Source organism: Candidatus Pantoea edessiphila, from assembly GCF_002933355.1.
Lineage (GTDB): Bacteria > Pseudomonadota > Gammaproteobacteria > Enterobacterales > Enterobacteriaceae > Pantoea_C > Pantoea_C edessiphila.
Window position 1 is genome coordinate 148,191 of sequence record NZ_PDKU01000001.1, and the last position, 17,943, is coordinate 166,133.

Consider the following 17,943-nt stretch of genomic DNA (forward strand, 5'->3'; position numbering starts at 1 on the left):
ATATTATAATATATATAACAAGTATAATATTGTTTTAGATAGATAATTTTAATTAATAATAATTTGATAATTTTAAAAAAATATATTTAATATGGATAATGTATTGTTCTATATTTTAATAATGTACTAAACATGATAAACAATTAGATGCGAAAAGTAATTGAAAAAATATCCCTAAATGTTAATGAAATTAAAATAATTTATCTTAAAATTATGTATAAAATAACGTTTTTATCATATTATGGTTTTTTCGCTATTAATATTGCACGGACTGGCGCAGGATATCCTTCAACTGTTTTATTTACATTATATCGATCTAAAAAATTAGATAATGATTGACTATTCATCCATTTAGTACTGCGTTGTTCTTTATAGGTTGTAACTGAATAATCGACAATACGTATATCTATAAAATTATTTTTTTTTAACCATTTTTCTAATAAATTAGCTGATGGAATAAAAAATACATTACGCATTTTTGCATATCTTTCTTTGGGTATTAATAAATTGTTATTATCTCTAACGATGATTGTTTCTAGAACCAGTTCACCACCACTTTTCAGTTGATTTTTTAACTGTAAAATATGTGTTAAAGGACAGCGTTGATGATAAAGAACACCCATAGAAAATACCATATCAAATGATTGAAGTGAAGGTAACTGCTCGATTTTAAAAGGTAATACATGAAGTCTACGATCATTATTTAGTAATTTACGTATAGCTTCAAATTGAAATAAAAATAATTGGTTAGGATCTATTCCAATAACTAAATAAGCACCATTTCCAATCATTCTCCACATATAATAACCATTACCACAACCAACATCTAAAATTATTTTATTCTTTAATGAAGAAATATGTGGTATAATCCTATTCCATTTCCAATCTGAACGCCATTCACTGTTAATCTTGATTCCATATAATGAATAAGGGCCTTTGCGCCAGGGCATAAGATTATATAACAATTTTTTTATTCCTTGACTTTGAATATTATTTATATTACCATCGCTTGCCTCGATATTAGATGTTATATTCAAATACTGTGGTTTTAGTAAAGGAAGATGCTCTAATGATTTAAACCATTCATAAAAATGTCCATGCAATTGATTTTCTTTCCAGGAATTGATTTGTAATGGTAATAATTTGAACCAACTTGATAAACTGGGGATTTGTTCAAATTGTTTGTAAACATCTATAAATTCTATCATTTAAGTGCTATTATTGAACCAAAATTAAAACACTGGAACCAAATTTCTATATGTACAAAACCAACTTTTTGTAATCTAGTTTTATGAGTGCTGATGCTATCAGTTAACATAACATTTTTTAACATTTGATTTTTTTGTATAATTTCTAATTTACTGTAATCATTAGCTAACTTAAAATGATAGTGCATATTTGACATTAATTTGTTAATTTTACTGTCTTCAAAACTGAATTTTTCCGATAAAATTAAAATGCCACAAGGATTTAATCCTTCCCAAATATTCTGTATTAATTTAAGACGACTTAAAGGTTTAAGAAACTGTAAAGTGAAATTAAGTATTACCATAGAAGCATTCTTGATTTCAATATCTAAAATATCATTTTCTAGAATTACTATGTTTAGTTTTGTTTTTATATTGTTAATATATTGACGTAGTTGACGTATCATATCTGGAGAATTGTCAACAGCAACAATAGTGCAGTTGGGCGCACTAACATTACGACAAACAGATAAAGCTGCTGCTCCTAAAGAGCATCCTAAATCATAGATATTACTATTAGGTTTTACAAAACTTCTTGCTAATATTCCAATCATAGAAATTATATTAGAATATCCAGGTATTGAACGTTTTATCATATCAGGAAATACTTTTACTATCTCATCATTGAATACCCAGTCACCTATTGTTTCAACTGGTGTTGAATATAACGTATCTCTATTATTCATATATATATGACCGTAAAAACATATTAATGATACTATTTTAATAAAAATCTTAGAATTACTCAATTAGTATATAATTATTGTGTAATAAGTTTAATATCAATATAATTGTGATTCTTATATTATAAAATACGAAAATTTAGTATAAAAACATTGTTGATTGTAATATTATAATTTATTTAATATATCATTTAGTAGTAGAATATATGTTATTTAGTAATAAATTTAATTGAGGATCAATATTCGTGATGCGTACAAAATACTGTGGCCAAATAACTTTAGCTGATTTAGGTCAACAAGTAAAAATATGCGGTTGGATTAATGGTTTTCGTAATTTTGGAAAAATTATTTTTGTAGAGATAAGAGATCGTGAAGGTATTATACAAGTAATTTTTGATTATGATTTATATCAAGAAACTTTTAAATTAGCATCTACATTAAGAAATGAATTTTGTGTACAAATTATCGGTATTGTACGTTCACGTGATATTAAAAACATAAATTCTAAAATGGTAACAGGGAAAATAGAAATTTTAGCTAATTTTTTAAATATTATTAACAAATCTGACCCATTACCACTTGATTTTTATCAAAGTAATAAAGAGGAGATTTGTCTTAAGTATAGGTATCTAGATTTACGTCGTCCAGATTTAAGTAAAAAAATAATTTTTCGTTCTCAAGTTACTAACTTCATTCATAATTTCATGTATAATGAAGGTTTTCTTGATATTGAAACTCCATTTTTGAGTAAAACAACACCAGAAGGTGCAAGAGATTATTTAGTGCCTAGCCGCATACATAAAGGTAAATTTTATTCTTTACCTCAATCTCCTCAATTATTCAAACAACTTCTTATGGTTGCTGGATTTGATAAATATTATCAAATTGTTAAATGCTTTCGAGATGAAGATTTAAGATCTGATCGACAACAAGAGTTTACTCAAATTGATATAGAAGCATCTTTTATTAAATCCTATCAAATACGTGAAATTATTGAACGTTTAATTAGAAATCTTTGGTTACATACAAAAGGCATTGACATAGGTAAAATTCCAGAAATAACTTTTGCAAAAGCAATGCAAATTTACGGTTCAGATAAACCAGATTTGCGTAATCCAATGAAAATAATAGATATTACTGATATCTTTAAAAAAGACTATTTTACATCATTCAAGAATTCAAACAACGCAGTAAAAAGTCGCACTGCTGCATTGTGTATACCTAATGGTATAAAATTTACTAGAAAACAAATGGATAATTACAGTAATTTTATTAAATCATATGGAGTACAAGGATTAATTTATATCAAAGTTAACGATATTAAGAAAGGTTGTGAAGGTATTCAAAGCTCAATAACAAAAATTTATGATCGGGAAACAATTGAAAATCTTTTGAAGAGTACTAATGCTCGAGATAACGATTTAATAGCAATTGTTTCTGATTTTAATGAAAAAACGATACATTCACTTGGTGCATTGCGAATTAAGTTAGGTAAAGATCTAAAAATGTTTAATAGCGATACCTATGCTCCTGTTTGGGTGACCGATTTTCCAATGTTTACTAAAGATATTAATGGATGTTTATATTCAACACATCATCCATTTACTTCTCCAAAAATTACTAATTCAGAAGAATTATTTATAAACCCAACTTCTGCATTAGCTGATTCATATGATTTAGTTATTAACGGTTACGAAGTTGGTAGTGGTTCAGTAAGAATTGACAATATTAAAATGCAGAAAACTATTTTTAATATCCTTAAAATTTCAGAAAAACAACAACAAATTAAATTTGGATTTTTATTGGAAGCCTTAAAATTTGGAACTCCACCTCATGCAGGTATTGCACTAGGTTTAGATCGTTTAATAATGTTACTAACAAATACAGATAATATACGTGATGTTATTGCATTTCCAAAAACTACTTCTGCTAATTGTTTAATGACAGATGCTCCTAATGAAGTAGAATTGAATTCTTTGATAGAATTAGGAATTCAATTAATAAACAATAATCGTTAGTAGAATTATGATAATTATTCATATAAATAACAAACTAATTAATATATAATATTATATTTAATTCTTTATAAGAATTAATTAAAATTTTAATTGTTAAATATCAATTTATTAAGTTTAAATTAGAGATTTATAATGTCTATTATTTTAGGTGTCGATCCAGGATCCCGTTGTACTGGATATGGTGTTATTTATCAATGTAATCGTGAAATATCTTATATAGATAGCGGTTGCATTATTACAAATACGAGTGAACTAGCTAGTTGCTTAAAATTAATTTATACTGGTATTAGTAAAATTATAAAAAAATTTTCACCAAATTGTTTTGCTGTTGAGCAAATATTTATGTCTAAAAATGTCCATTCTGTATTAAAATTAGGACATGCAAGAAGTGCAGCAATAGTTGCCGCTATAAATTACGACCTACCACTTTTTGAATATACTGCTAGTCAGGTTAAAAAAACTGTAGTTGGGATTGGAAACGCAGAAAAAACTCAGGTACAGTATATGGTTCGAATGTTATTAAAACTTTCTATAAATCCACAAGTTGATGCTTCTGATGCATTAGCGGTTGCCATTACTCATCATCATAGTACTCAATAATAAAATAATTGTTATTTAAAAAATTGTTTTTTTATAATAAAATAATTTCTAACTTAACATAAATATGTCTAGCAACTAAGGGAATAATTTTTGTGATAGGTCAATTAAATGGTAGTATTTTAGAAAAACAACCCCCTATTGTTTTGCTTGAAGTTTATGGTGTAGGTTATGAGATAAATATGCCAATGACTTGCTTTTATAAACTACCCGAACTTAATAATCAAGTAACTATTTTTACCCATTTTGTAATAAGGAAAGATATTCAGTTATTATTTGGATTTACTAGTAAAGATGAACGTGTATTGTTTCGAGAATTAATCAAAGTAAATGGAGTGGGACCTAAATTAGGTTTATCTATACTTTCTAGTATTTCAGCCGATCAATTTATTAAATTAATAGAAAATGAAGAAGTAAATACATTAATGAAATTACCTGGTATTGGTAAAAAAACTGCTAAACATTTAATTATTGAACTGAAAGATGTATTTAAAAATATATATAATAATCTAACTAAAGGTGATTTAGTATCTAATACTGTTAATTCAACTATATTTTCAAGTATTACTAATGTTGAAGCCGAAGCTATTGCAGCTTTAATAGCTTTAGGATATAAATCGCAAGAAGCTAAAAATATGATTATTAAACTGAATAAATCCAAAGAAAATAGTTGTGAAATGTTAATTAAAACAGCATTACGTAATATTGTTTGAGGTAGTTTATGATAGAATATAATAATTCAACTACTGATTCTATTATGAAAACAACAGAAGAAAATATCGAAAAAAATATTCGGCCTAAGTATCTTAGAGAATATTTTGGTCAACAACAAGTACGTAATCAAATGGAAATTTTCATAAAAGCAGCTAAATTGCGTGGTCATGCATTGGATCATTTGTTGATTTTTGGTCCACCAGGTTTAGGAAAAACAACATTAGCAAATGTTATTGCAAATGAAATGAATGCTAATTTGTCAATTACTTCAGGACCAGCTTTAGAAAAAACTGGAGATTTAGCTGCTATATTGACTAACCTTGAGCCTAATAGTGTTCTTTTTATTGATGAAATTCATCGCTTATCTCCAGTTCTTGAAGAAATGCTTTATCCTGCCATGGAAGATTACAGATTAGATATTATAATAGGTGAAGGACCAGCAGCTCGTTCTATTAAACTTGAATTACAACCATTTACTCTTATTGGAGCAACTACTCGTGTAGGATCTCTAACATCTCCATTACATGATCGTTTTGGTATTATTCAACGTTTAGAATTTTATCATGTTCAAGATCTAAAAAACATCATAATTAGAAGTGCTAATTGCTTAGGTCTAAATATCAGTGAAGATGGTGCTATGGAAATAGCATGTCGTGCACGAGGAACTCCACGTATTGCAAATCGTTTACTACGTAGAGTAAGAGATTTTGCCGATGTTTATGCTGATGGTAATTTGAGTGGTTCGGTTTCAACAAGTGCTCTTGAAATGTTAAATGTTGATAAGGAAGGTTGCGATTATATGGATCGCAAATTCCTTTTAGTTATTATAAATACCTTTCGTGGAGGACCAGTAGGATTAGATAATCTTGCATCAGCGATCGGCGAAGAACGTGCAATGATTGAAGATGTAATTGAGCCATTTTTGATTTATAAAGGTTTTATTAAAAGAACTCCAAGAGGTCGTATAGCCACTCAACAAGCTTATAGTCACTTTGAATTGCAGTATGGTAAATAAAATACTAATTTTTATTCCTACTATATAATATACTAAATATAAAAAGCATAGTTGAACATAATACAACAGAAGGAGCAGCTGGAGTATCATAAAAAGCTGATATAGCTAAACCCATAGTCACTGAAATAATTCCTATGATAATTGCTAAAATAGCCATTTGTTCAGGAGATTTTGCAAAATTTCTTGATGTAGCAGCTGGTATAATAAGTAATGAAGTAATAATTAATGCTCCTACAAATTTTGTTGCTATACTAATTAATATAGCTGTTAGAAACATCAAAATTAAACGAGTATATCTAACGTTTATACCATCAACTTTTGCCATTTCCCTATTAATAGTTATTAATAGCAAATGACGCCATTTCCAAATTAATATTATTAGCACTAAAGTCATGGTAATTATTATTATCCATAGATCGTAAAACGTAATCGATAATAAATCTCCGAATAAATAAACTATTAAATCTATTCTCATATTTGACATTAAACTAACAACAATGAAACCAAGAGAAAGTGCAGTATTGGCTATAATATTTAAAAAAGTATCCATAGTTAATTGAGGACGATTTTCAATCGTCATTAAAATTAAAGTTATAAATACTGTAAGAAACATTAAAGTATAATGCGGATTGACATTTAATAATAAACCAAATGCAATTCCGAGAAGTGAAGAATGTGCTAAAGTATCACCAAAACAAGATAGTCTATGCCAAATAATACAACAGCCCAAAGGAGCAGCTGCTAATACTAACATAATACCACCTAACCAGGCTGGTAATAAGATATCAATCATAATCATCCTTTTTTTTAATATAATTATTTTTATGAATATTACCACAGTCATCATGGTGATGGCGATAAATGGCTAACTGTTGCATTTCTTGTAAACCAAACATAGATATAAATTCGGGATGTTGTGAAACTGATCTTGAAGTACCAGCACAACAAATATGTTGGTTCAGACATACGACTTCATCAGTTTTTGCCATGACTAAATGTAAATCATGAGAGACCATTAAAATTCCACAATTAAATTCATACCTTAGTTGGTCAATTAAATCATATACTGCGATTTGACCCTGTACATCCATCCCTTGAGTAGGTTCATCTAATACTAATAATTGTGGTTGATTAAGTATAGATCTAGCAATTAAAACTCTCTGAGTTTCTCCTCCAGATAACTTATGTAGCGGACAATTTAATAGGTGACTAGCGTGAACTCGCTTAAGGGATAATAAAATTTTATCATTATTACTACCTTGAGATAATTGCATAAATCTTTTGACCGTAATTGGTAATGTTGGATCAATGTATAATTTTTGTGGCACATATCCCATTTTTAATCCCGCAATCCTATTAATATTACCTGAGGATGGAATTAATAAACCTAGTACTACATGTACTAAGGTTGATTTACCTGCACCATTAGGACCGATTAATGTTAAGATATGATCTGTTTTTAATGTAATATTAATATTTGATAATACAGATCTATTACCATATACAACTGATATGTTTTCAAGTTTTACTATTATAGGCATTTTAATTTAACTAAAGTTTTTAAATATAGTACAATAATATCATTGTATGTATTAAATAAAATTACTCATTATGATTTATAAAAATTTTTTTTCAAATATATTAATTCATTTGATTCTATCTTACCTAATCGTTTTTTATGCTCATGCAAATATATTGGTTTCTATTAAACCAATTGGATTTATTGCATCAGCTATAGCTGATGGTATTATGCCAGTTGATATTCTAGTACCTAATGGTGCATCAGAACATAGTTATATATTACGACCATCAGATGAAAAGAAATTACAAGACACAGATCTTTTAATTTGGAATGGACCAGATGCAGAACCTTTTATGGCTAAATCAGTATTTAATATTTCGTCAAATAAAACCATAGTCCTTACAGATATTAAGGAAATACAAAAATTTTTTATTCCAATTAATAGTAATAATTGTAAAGATAATTCGAAACATGTATGCAAAAACAATGTTGATTCGTCTTTTAATAGTAAAACATATAATATACATTTTTGGACATCTCCTGATGTAGCGCGTAATATTGCAATTACAATTCATAAAAAATTACTACAACTGATGCCACAAAAAAAAGATAAATTAAATGAAAATTTAAAACAATTTGAATTATCTTTAAATAATACAGATAAAAAAATTATGATTGAACTTGCACCAATCAGAAATAAAGGATACTTTGTTTTTCATGATGCTTATGTATATTTTGAAAAGCATTATGGATTATCATCTATGGGTTATTTTACTAAAAATCCTGAAATTCAACCTGGTTTAAAACATCTATATGAAATAAAAAAAACAATAAAAGAAAATAAAGTAGTTTGTATTTTTTCAGAACCTCAATTTAAAGTATCAGTAATTGATTCTTTAATAAAAGGTACAAAAGTAAATCAAGGTGTTTTGGATCCATTGGGTAGTAATATTAAATTATCAAAAGATAGTTATTTAACATTTCTTTTACAGTTATCTAACCAATATCAATCTTGTTTAAAAAACAAAAAATAGGAATAAAAATTAAAATGCTTAGGAGAAATACAACACCTAGCAAATTTAATTATATATTTTTTTTCCAATCAATAATAACAGTATTTGCATTAATTATATGTTTAAAAATTAATATAAATCATTCAAATAAATATCCAATATTATTAAAGAATAACGGGCAGGTTAATTTAAAAGATAACAGAAAAATAATCTTATATACGTATTATAATAAAAGAAAAAATAAATTCACTTTCGCTATTAAAAAATATAATTTAATACAGATTATTAGAAAAAAAAGATTTAGTTTTTATAAAAACTTTAACTTAATAACATATTCAAGATTAGATCTGAATCGTAATATACCAATTATAGTTCCACATAGTAAAATAAAAACTCATCTTATTTTTAATTATATAAAATGTCATAAAAGTTTTCATTCAATTGCATTTAATAGTTTTATTAGTTTATTAACAATAAAAAGACAACTAAAAGTTTCTTCTGATTTTAGTTTAAATCGATTAAATCCAATAACTGGAAACATAACTTTACATAAAGGTATAGATATAGCTTTACCGATAAATACTCCATTGTTTGCAGTTAGTAAAGGAAAAGTTATATCAGTTAAAAACGGTAATATCGCAGGTAACTACATAGCTATTATTCACAATAAGGGGTATATAACACGTTATATGCACATGAATAAGATATTAGTTAAGTTGGGACAAAAAATACATTATGGTGATAAGATAGGTTTATCTGGTAATACAGGACGTTCTACTGGTCCTCATTTACATTTTGAATTATGGATAAATAATCAAGCAATTAATCCATTAACAGTATATTTACCAAATCATTCAATAAGAAAAAAACAAATTTCTTAATAAAACTATTTTGACAATAAACAAAACTATTTATGTTTTATAATTTAGCTAACACGTAACACTCGATTTGTATTTGTAGTACCAGTAGTTCCCATAACATCGCCTTGTGTCACTATTACAAGATCACCGGCAACAAGAAATTTTTTGTCCTTTAATAGGTTTATTGCATCATAAGCAGCTGACACTCCTTCATTATAACTATTAAAAAACACTGGAGTCACACCACGATATAAAGAAGTTAAATTTAAAGTGCTTCTATGACGTGACATAGCAAAAATTGGTAACCCAGATGTAATACGTGAAGTAATTAAAGGAGTATGACCAGATTCTGTCATAGTTATAATTGCTGTAACTCCTTGTAAGTGATTAGCTGCATACATAGCAGACATAGCAATTGTTTCTTCTATGTTTTCAAACTGTACATCTAGTCTATGTTTTGACACATTAACACTTGGTACTTTCTCTGCTCCTAAACATACTTTTGACATTACAGAAACTGTCTCTTGAGGATATTTACCAACAGCTGTTTCAGCTGAAAGCATTACAGCATCTGTACCATCTAAAACTGCGTTAGCAACATCCATGACTTCTGCTCTAGTAGGCATGGGATTATTTATCATAGATTCCATCATTTGGGTTGCAGTAATGATTATTCTATTTAATTGACGTGCACGCCTTATTAAGGTTTTTTGAATGCCCACTAATTCTGGATCACCAATTTCTACACCTAAATCACCTCGTGCTATCATTACTGCATCTGATGCTAGTATAATATCATCTATAGCTTTTTGATTTACTACTGTTTCTGCTCGTTCAATTTTAGCAACTAACTTAGCTTGGCATCCTACTTCACGAGCTAAATGGCGAGCATAATGAATATCTTGTCCGCAACGTGGAAAGGATACAGCTAAGTAATCTAAGTCAATTTTAGCAGCTGTTAAAATATCTAATTTATCCTTATTTGTTAGAGATTCTGCTGATAAACCTCCATATAATTTATTAATGCCTTTGTTATTAGAAATATAACCACCAATCAATACTTTAGTAAAAATTTTCATCTTATCAACTTGAAGAACTTTTAATTGAATTCTTCCATCGTCTAATAAGAGAATATCTCCAGAAATTACATCTTTAGGTAATCCTTTATAATCTATACCAACTTGTTTATTATCGCCTATAATTTCACTAAGATTAGCATCTAGTAAAAAATTATCTCCTGATTTAAGAAATATCTTGTCTTCTTTAAATTTAGATATCCTAATTTTAGGTCCTTGCAAATCACCTAAAATTGCTATATGAAAACCAAGTTTTTTTGCAATTTCACGTACTTTTTTAGCACGAAATTGATGATCTTCAGCAGTACCGTGGGAAAAATTTAATCTCATTACATTAGCTCCTGCAATAATAATTTTTTCTAGATTATTATCATGATCGGTACTTGGACCAAGAGTTGTTACAATTTTAGTTCTTCTTAAACGATTTAACATTAAAGATATCTCCTATTATCTTTTAACTTAATTATTTTTTAAATATTATTTAATATATTGTTATATAATTCATTTTATTTATAAAAGATATTTTTTATAAATTGATAGATAAAGAAAACCATTGCTACTTGATAATAGTTATATATTTTAAAATAAAGTAATAAATAATGTTTACAAATTAAATTTGTTAATATACATTAATATTTTTTCTATTAAAATAAAATTGTTGCTAAATAAATATTACAAAAACAGATATATTATATCTTGCTTAATTGAGATGAAAATTTATGAAAGAACCTTTTGCTAAGCAAATTCCTCATAAAAGGATATTACATGGTACAGAATATATTGACTATTATCACTGGTTACGTGATGATCAACGTAATGATACTGAGGTAATTAAATATTTGCAATTGGAAAATGATTATACAAGATATATCATGAAATCACAAAATAGTTTAAAAAATTTAATTTTTAAAGAAATTATTGATCGTTTACCTCTTTGTGAATATTCAATTCCTCATCTTAACGGTATATATCTTTATCAAAGTAGATATGAACATGATAAAGAATATCCGAAGTATTACCGTAGATTATGTACTGAAGGCGAGGATAAATGGACTTTAATACTTGACACTAACGTGCGTGCTTTATCTACTAGTTTTTACTCTATAGGTTCACTAAAAATTAGTCCAGATAATTGTATAATTGCTATAGCTGAAGATTTTCTTTCTCGCTTTCAATATAACATTCAATTTTTTGATATAAAAAATAATTTTTGGTATTCAGAAAAATTATACAATGCTTATCCAAGTATTGTTTGGGATGGAAATTCAAAAGCTATTTTTTATGTAAAGAATCATCAACAAACCTTAAGAAATTACCAAATATGGTATCATAAATTAGGAACGCAGCAAACAGTCGATAAATTAGTATATGAAGAAAAAGATGATTCTTATTCTTTAAACTTATATAAAACAACATCAAAAAAATTTATATTGATATATATTAGCAGTACTGTTTCAACTGAAGTTAGAATGATTGATATGGATTTTCCTGATAAAACACCTGAAATATTTGTATATAGACGTTTTAATCATATGTATAGTATTGATCATTACAATGACATATTTATTATTTGTTCCAATCGTGATAAAGATAACTTTGCGCTTTATTATACAGAAAAAAATACTCAAGAATGTAACTGGAAAATTACAATAAATGGAAATGATGGTGCTATTATAGAAAATTTTCAGTTATTTCGTGATTGGATAGTAATAGAGGAAAGAAAAAATGGATTAACTAAGTTATATCAAATTAGTTGGCAAGATAAAAATATTAAAAAAAATATTACATTGAACTTTAATGATCCTATTTATAAAGTTTGGCTAGAATGCAATTCTACACCATTTAATAATATATTACGTTATGGTTATTCTTCAATGACTACACCTGATATTATATTTGAACTAAATATGGATAATGGTAATCAATGTATATTAAAAAAAACTATTATAAATAACTTTAACCCTGAAAAATACAAGAGTGAATATCATCTAATAACAGTTAGAGATGGCACTAAAGTTCCTTTATCTTTAGTTTATAATCGTAAGTATCGTAAATTAAATGAAAATCCGGTGTTGATTTACGGTTATGGTGCATATGGTAATAGTGTTGAATCTGATTTTTGCATAAGCAGATTAAGTCTTTTAGACCGCGGATTTATTTATATAATAGTGCATGTACGGGGTGGTGGAGAATTCGGTCAAAAATGGCATGATTCTGGAAGATTATTAAATAAAATGAATAGTTTTACAGATTTTATCGACGTTACTAATTATCTGATAAATTTTAATATAGGTAATTCTAACAAATTATATGCAATGGGTGGGAGTGCAGGAGGATTATTAATAGGAACAGTCATTAATTTATCACCTAAGCTTTTTCATGGAGTGGTATTGCAAGTTCCTTTTGTTGATATTATAAATACTATGTTAGACAAATTTATTCCTCTTACTACTAATGAATATGAAGAATGGGGTAATCCTGAACAATTTAATTATTATCGTTATATGAAAAAATACAGTCCATATGATAATATTAAATCAAAAGATTATCCTAATATTTTTATTACTTCTGGTTATTACGATTCTCAAGTACAATATTGGGAACAAGCAAAATGGGTAGCAAAATTAAGAAAATTTAAAACTGATAAAAACTTATTATTACTATATACAGATATGTGTTCTGGCCATTTAGGAAAATCTGGAAGATATAAGAAATATAAAGACATAGCTTTAGAACTTACTTTTATTATTGCGTTAGCATATGATAATTTACCCAATTTAGCTTTTTAATAATTACTTTTAGTGTTTATTATTTCATAAAAAAGAAATATTAAATATCTGACATTGAAGTCATATAGTTATAACAATCTTTTAATTTCAAATTTTTAATTATATATTATTATCCTATTTTCACTAAATTATTTTATAAAAGTATCTGTCAATAAGAAAATAAAATATTAATAATAACTATTTTAAATTTTAGTATTTATTTACTTTATATAAATTAATATCAAATCAAGAAATAGTAATTGATTTTATTTTATATTAAAAATAATTTTATTTATTAATTGACAATAATTTCCTAAAATAAATCTTTTTAATTTATATCGTTATGCTAAATAATCAGACATATTATATCATAATTTACTGCTATAAATCATAGCCTTATTATTAATTTTTTATAGATTAACAATTATTGTTAATAAACAATTTAATCTGCTACTTGCTTTAGATTGAAATCCAGAATCAAGGAAAAAATAAAACTATGATACGTGTTATTATTTTTGCAAGCACTAATTTTGCTATAATGATATTAATTGGGTTTTTTCTACATTTTACAGGAGTATATCCACATAATATTATTAGACTTATGATAAGTGCGTGTTGTATTGGCTTCAGTGGCGCATTTACTTCGCTTATGCTATCTCGATGGATTGCTATACGTTCTGTTAATGGTAAAATAATCGATAAACCCAGTAATGAAGTTGAATATTGGTTGCTTAATACCATTAAAAATCAAGTAGATAAAATTGGTATTGCAATGCCAGAAGTTGCTATTTATCCTGCATACGATATAAATGCATTCGCTACAGGTGCTAAGAGAAATCAATCATTAGTAGCTGTTTCAAGTGGTTTATTATATAGCATGACTAGAGATGAAGCAGAAGCAGTATTAGCTCATGAATTATCACATATTAATAATGGTGATATGGTAACAATGACTTTAATACAAGGAGTTTTAAATACCTTTGTTATATTTGTTTCAGGTGCTTTAGCTGCAGTTATATCTAAAATATTATCTAATATATTATTACCAAATGTTAAAAATCCTAGGTACAACAGTATGAGTATGTCCTTACATTCTAGTATTTCTACAACACTGAATACTGTATTAGGTGCATTTGCTAATATAATTGTTATGTGGTTTTCTAGACGTCGTGAGTTTTGTGCAGACGAAGGTGCTGCTAGGTTAGTAGGTACTGAAAAAATGATTGCTGCTTTAGAACGTCTTAAAACTAGCTATGAACCAAGAGAGCCTAAAAATATAATAACACTTTGTATTCATGGTAATAGAAATTCATTATTTGAGCTATTGATGTCACATCCATCTTTAGAAAGAAGAATTGATGCGTTGCGTAAAAAAAATAATACGTTTCATCCATAATTATTATTAAAAACCATTTTAGGGAGCTTTAGCTCCCAAAATTGTTTTTATAGGCCTAGAAATTTTATCCAATAACCAGAAATACCAATAATGAAAAATCCAATAATAATCCATAACGGATTTATCTTGCGATTAAGTAACCACATACAACAAAAAGTAAGTAAAAGAGGTACTATACCAGGCATTAACTGATCTAGAACAGATTGTACTGTAGTTATATTCATTTTGCCAAATTGATCAGTAACACGAGATATTACAATTGGAATGTTAACATGTGTCCATTTATTAACTAATGCACCCATAACGAATAAACCAAGAATCGATGCTCCTTCAGTTAATTTCTGTAAAAAATCGGTACCCATATCATTAACAATATTTATCCCTTTTTTATATCCATAAATTACACCATAATAACGTATACCTAAACGTGTTATATTAAATAATATAAAAAACAATAAAGGTCCTAATATACTACCATTCATTGCTATTCCTGCGCCTAAAGCTGCAAATATAGGACGAATAGTACCCCAAAAAATAGGATCTCCAACACCTGCTAATGGTCCCATTAAACCTATCTTTATACTATTAATTGCACCATCATCAATTTTTGCTCCATTCGCACGTTCCTCTTCCATTGCTGCAGTAACTCCTAATATAGGAGCAGCCATAAAGGGATGTGTATTAAAAAATTCTAGTTGCCTTCTTATAGCTTGTTTACGATCATTGTTATTATTCGGATATAAACGACGAATTACAGGTAATATAGAAAAACAAAAACCAAGTGCTTGCATGCGTTCGAAATTCCAAGAACCTTGGAATAAATTAGATCTAATAACCACAGCAGTTAAATCACTGATAGTTAATTTTTTTTCTTTTTTTACATTTACTATCATATTGTTAACTCTCATATATTGTTTGTTGTTTAATCAAGTTCATTATCATAGTTATTATTTATATTATCGTTACTATTTTTAACTAAACTAGCAGCATTGTTATATTTAGGGCTAAGTTGTATATAAAGTATTGCCATAATTACTCCAATTACGCCTAAGGCTATTAAATTAAAATTAGTAAACGCAGCTGTAACGAAGCCAAGATAGAAAAAAGGCATTAAGTAACCGGTGCGCATCATATTAATAACCATTGCATAACCTACTACAACTATCATGCCACCAGCAATATTTAAACCACTTGTGACTACTTCTGGTATAGAATTAAATAGATCACGAATCGTACTAATATTCACTGTAATAGCAATAATTAAAACTGGAATAGCAACACGCATTGCTTGTAATAACAAAGCTAAAATATGAATCAATGAGACCATATTTATATTGCCTTTTTCTGCTGCTTTATCAGCTGCATGTTGAAATGCTACAGTAATGGTGCGTATTATAATAGTCAGAACTTGTCCTGCTGCTGCAAGCGGAATAGCTAGAGCTATACCAGCTCCTTTACTTTGTCCGCCTGAAATCACCAAAATAGTTGAAATAATTGAAGCAAGAGCAGCATCTGGTGCAATAGCTGCACCAATGTTCATCCATCCTAAAGCAATCATTTCTAAAGTTCCTCCTATAATGATGCCAGTTTTCATATCTCCTAAGACTGCTCCAATTAAAGTACAGGCTACCAGTGGTCTATGGAACTGAAATTCATCGAGAACTGATCCCATTCCAGCAATACATGAAACTATAAATATTAATGCAATTTGCACTAAAGTCATTTCTGTCATATTATTGTTCTCATTGTGATAATTAAATTGTTCTATTAGTAAATATTATTAATATAAAATTAAATATTATCTATATTGCTAATTAAATCTATCATGTTTAGTTTAGGATCATTTGAAATTTTTCTCACTTCAAGCTCAATATTAAGTTTGTGTAATTTTCTAAATGCAATAACATCTGTTTTATCTATTGATACTGCCTTACTTATTTGTATCTTCCCTTGTTTAAATGCCATTCCGCCAATATTAACGGTTTTAATTTTTACTCCTTGTTCAACAACACGAAGTATATCAGTTGGATTAGTGAACAATAACATTACACGATCTTGTCCATATTTAGGGTTATTCCAAACACGAACCATTTTATCAACACTAATAATATGAGCAGTAATACCAGGTGGTGTAGATTGCTTTAATAAAATCTTACGTACATTATCACGTGATATTACATCGTTAACTACAATTATTCTTTGTACATTAGTCTCTTTTGTCCATTTTGTAGTGATTTGGCCATGAATAAGACGATCGTCAATACGAACTAAAATTATTTTCATATTTTCATTAACTTTTTCTTCTTGAGACTTTATAACTTTAGTTTTAGAAATATCAAAATCAGTTTTTTGTATTTTAGTTTGAAATGTTTTAATACTTTCTTTCCCCATTTGTACTGCAGTAGACACTAGTGTTTCAAAGCTAATATTTTCTTCTCTTCTCATTAATACTTCTATTAGCATCGGAATATTCACTCCAGTTATTATATCGTAATTCATTTTTTCGAAAACTATTCTACTTGCTGCATTAAACGGACTACCACCCCACATATCAGTTAAGAACAATACACCTTCTGAAGTACAAAGATTATCGATTTTATTTTTATATTTTGTTATTAATGTTTCTGTATTTTCACCTGATATAAATTCAACAAACTCAATATTATTTTGTTTCCCTAATATCATTTCTGTTGTTTTAACTATTTCTTCTGCTGCACAACCATGTGTGCTTACTATAATTGCAATAGTCATTTGTACCTCATATCTAACTATAGAAATAAATAATTAATATTTAAATTATACCTATAATATATAAATAACGTTTAAATATTCTAAAAATATAAGTTATTAAAATAAATGTTACTCTGAATTATCAAAATAGTAAATTTTAAGATAATCATAAAATAATTTTGTTATATAATTTAAATTTTAAATATTATAATATTGTTAGCAGACAGGATTATTTTTTTAATTTAATATTGTTAACTACTCTAATATTTAATCTCTATAGATTAATAATGAGTTTTCTAATATC

The 17,943-nt window shown here is 27.3% G+C and carries 15 protein-coding genes and 1 pseudogene; 8 read left to right on the forward strand and 8 right to left on the reverse strand.

The window, feature by feature from the left end; all coding sequences use genetic code 11:
• Positions 1–239: 239 nt before the first annotated feature.
• Both cmoB and cmoA read right to left on the reverse strand, forming a co-directional pair.
• Entirely contained in the window at positions 240–1,208 is a 969-nt protein-coding gene (cmoB, locus tag CRV10_RS00750) for a tRNA 5-methoxyuridine(34)/uridine 5-oxyacetic acid(34) synthase CmoB (RefSeq protein ID WP_136129915.1), read from the reverse strand.
• Complete coding sequence (gene cmoA, locus CRV10_RS00755; RefSeq protein ID WP_136129916.1) at positions 1,205–1,933, reverse strand: carboxy-S-adenosyl-L-methionine synthase CmoA; 729 nt, start codon at positions 1,931–1,933, stop codon at positions 1,205–1,207. The genes cmoB and cmoA overlap by 4 nt, the downstream gene beginning before the upstream one ends.
• 245 nt (positions 1,934–2,178) lie before the next feature.
• On the opposite strand from cmoA, the gene aspS reads away from it, so the two are divergent.
• The 4 genes from aspS to ruvB all read left to right on the forward strand — a co-directional run bounded on the left by aspS (position 2,179) and on the right by ruvB (position 6,274).
• The gene (gene aspS, locus CRV10_RS00760) at positions 2,179–3,948 is read left to right on the forward strand and encodes an aspartate--tRNA ligase (RefSeq protein WP_136129917.1); all 1,770 of its coding nucleotides are present in this window, start codon (positions 2,179–2,181) and stop codon (positions 3,946–3,948) included.
• Positions 3,949–4,080: 132 nt separating this feature from the next.
• Positions 4,081–4,548, forward strand: coding sequence for a crossover junction endodeoxyribonuclease RuvC (ruvC, locus tag CRV10_RS00765; RefSeq protein ID WP_136129918.1), 468 nt, complete (start codon positions 4,081–4,083; stop codon positions 4,546–4,548).
• Positions 4,549–4,640: 92 nt separating this feature from the next.
• On the forward strand, positions 4,641–5,258 hold the full coding sequence (gene ruvA, locus CRV10_RS00770) for a Holliday junction branch migration protein RuvA (protein ID WP_136129919.1): 618 nt from the start codon (positions 4,641–4,643) through the stop codon (positions 5,256–5,258).
• Positions 5,259–5,302: 44 nt separating this feature from the next.
• A complete protein-coding gene (gene ruvB / locus CRV10_RS00775; RefSeq protein ID WP_422386882.1) occupies positions 5,303–6,274 on the forward strand; it encodes a Holliday junction branch migration DNA helicase RuvB in 972 nt (323 codons plus the stop codon).
• A 4-nt stretch (positions 6,275–6,278) separates the two neighbouring features.
• Here ruvB and znuB read toward each other — a convergent pair whose 3' ends face one another.
• Both znuB and znuC read right to left on the reverse strand, forming a co-directional pair.
• Positions 6,279–7,067, reverse strand: a complete 789-nt coding sequence (gene znuB / locus CRV10_RS00780) for a zinc ABC transporter permease subunit ZnuB (RefSeq protein WP_136129921.1) — start codon at positions 7,065–7,067, stop codon at positions 6,279–6,281.
• A complete protein-coding gene (gene znuC / locus CRV10_RS00785) occupies positions 7,060–7,815 on the reverse strand; it encodes a zinc ABC transporter ATP-binding protein ZnuC (protein ID WP_136129922.1) in 756 nt (251 codons plus the stop codon). Before znuC ends, znuB begins: the two co-directional genes overlap by 8 nt.
• Positions 7,816–7,885: 70 nt before the next feature.
• On the opposite strand from znuC, the gene znuA reads away from it, so the two are divergent.
• Both znuA and CRV10_RS03715 read left to right on the forward strand, forming a co-directional pair.
• The gene (gene znuA / locus CRV10_RS00790) at positions 7,886–8,830 is read left to right on the forward strand and encodes a zinc ABC transporter substrate-binding protein ZnuA (RefSeq protein WP_136129923.1); all 945 of its coding nucleotides are present in this window, start codon (positions 7,886–7,888) and stop codon (positions 8,828–8,830) included.
• A 449-nt stretch (positions 8,831–9,279) separates the two neighbouring features.
• Positions 9,280–9,657 (forward strand): annotated as a pseudogene (locus CRV10_RS03715) (peptidoglycan DD-metalloendopeptidase family protein); the annotation flags it as partial.
• A 77-nt stretch (positions 9,658–9,734) separates the two neighbouring features.
• On the opposite strand, the gene pyk reads toward CRV10_RS03715, so the two are convergent.
• Entirely contained in the window at positions 9,735–11,177 is a 1,443-nt protein-coding gene (gene pyk, locus CRV10_RS00800) for a pyruvate kinase (protein ID WP_136129925.1), read from the reverse strand.
• 287 nt (positions 11,178–11,464) lie between these two features.
• Here pyk and CRV10_RS00805 point away from each other — a divergent pair, with 287 nt between their 5' ends.
• Both CRV10_RS00805 and htpX read left to right on the forward strand, forming a co-directional pair.
• A complete protein-coding gene (locus CRV10_RS00805) occupies positions 11,465–13,534 on the forward strand; it encodes a S9 family peptidase (RefSeq protein ID WP_136129926.1) in 2,070 nt (689 codons plus the stop codon).
• Positions 13,535–14,009: 475 nt separating this feature from the next.
• Positions 14,010–14,909 (forward strand): protease HtpX, encoded by a 900-nt coding sequence (htpX, locus tag CRV10_RS00810; RefSeq protein ID WP_136129927.1) that lies wholly within the window; start codon positions 14,010–14,012, stop codon positions 14,907–14,909.
• 47 nt (positions 14,910–14,956) lie between these two features.
• Here the strand turns inward: htpX and CRV10_RS00815 are convergent, their stop codons facing one another.
• From CRV10_RS00815 to manX, 3 genes are read right to left on the reverse strand one after another with little or no spacing between them, the layout of a single operon-like run.
• Entirely contained in the window at positions 14,957–15,802 is an 846-nt protein-coding gene (locus tag CRV10_RS00815) for a PTS mannose transporter subunit IID (protein WP_136129928.1), read from the reverse strand.
• Positions 15,803–15,831: 29 nt separating this feature from the next.
• Positions 15,832–16,641 carry a PTS mannose/fructose/sorbose transporter subunit IIC gene (locus CRV10_RS00820; protein ID WP_136129929.1) on the reverse strand — a complete coding sequence of 270 codons (810 nt, stop codon included), beginning with the start codon at positions 16,639–16,641 and terminating at the stop codon, positions 15,832–15,834.
• Between the two features lie 59 nt (positions 16,642–16,700).
• Complete coding sequence (manX, locus tag CRV10_RS00825) at positions 16,701–17,660, reverse strand: PTS mannose transporter subunit IIAB (protein WP_136129930.1); 960 nt, start codon at positions 17,658–17,660, stop codon at positions 16,701–16,703.
• Between the last annotated feature and the right edge of the window lie 283 nt (positions 17,661–17,943).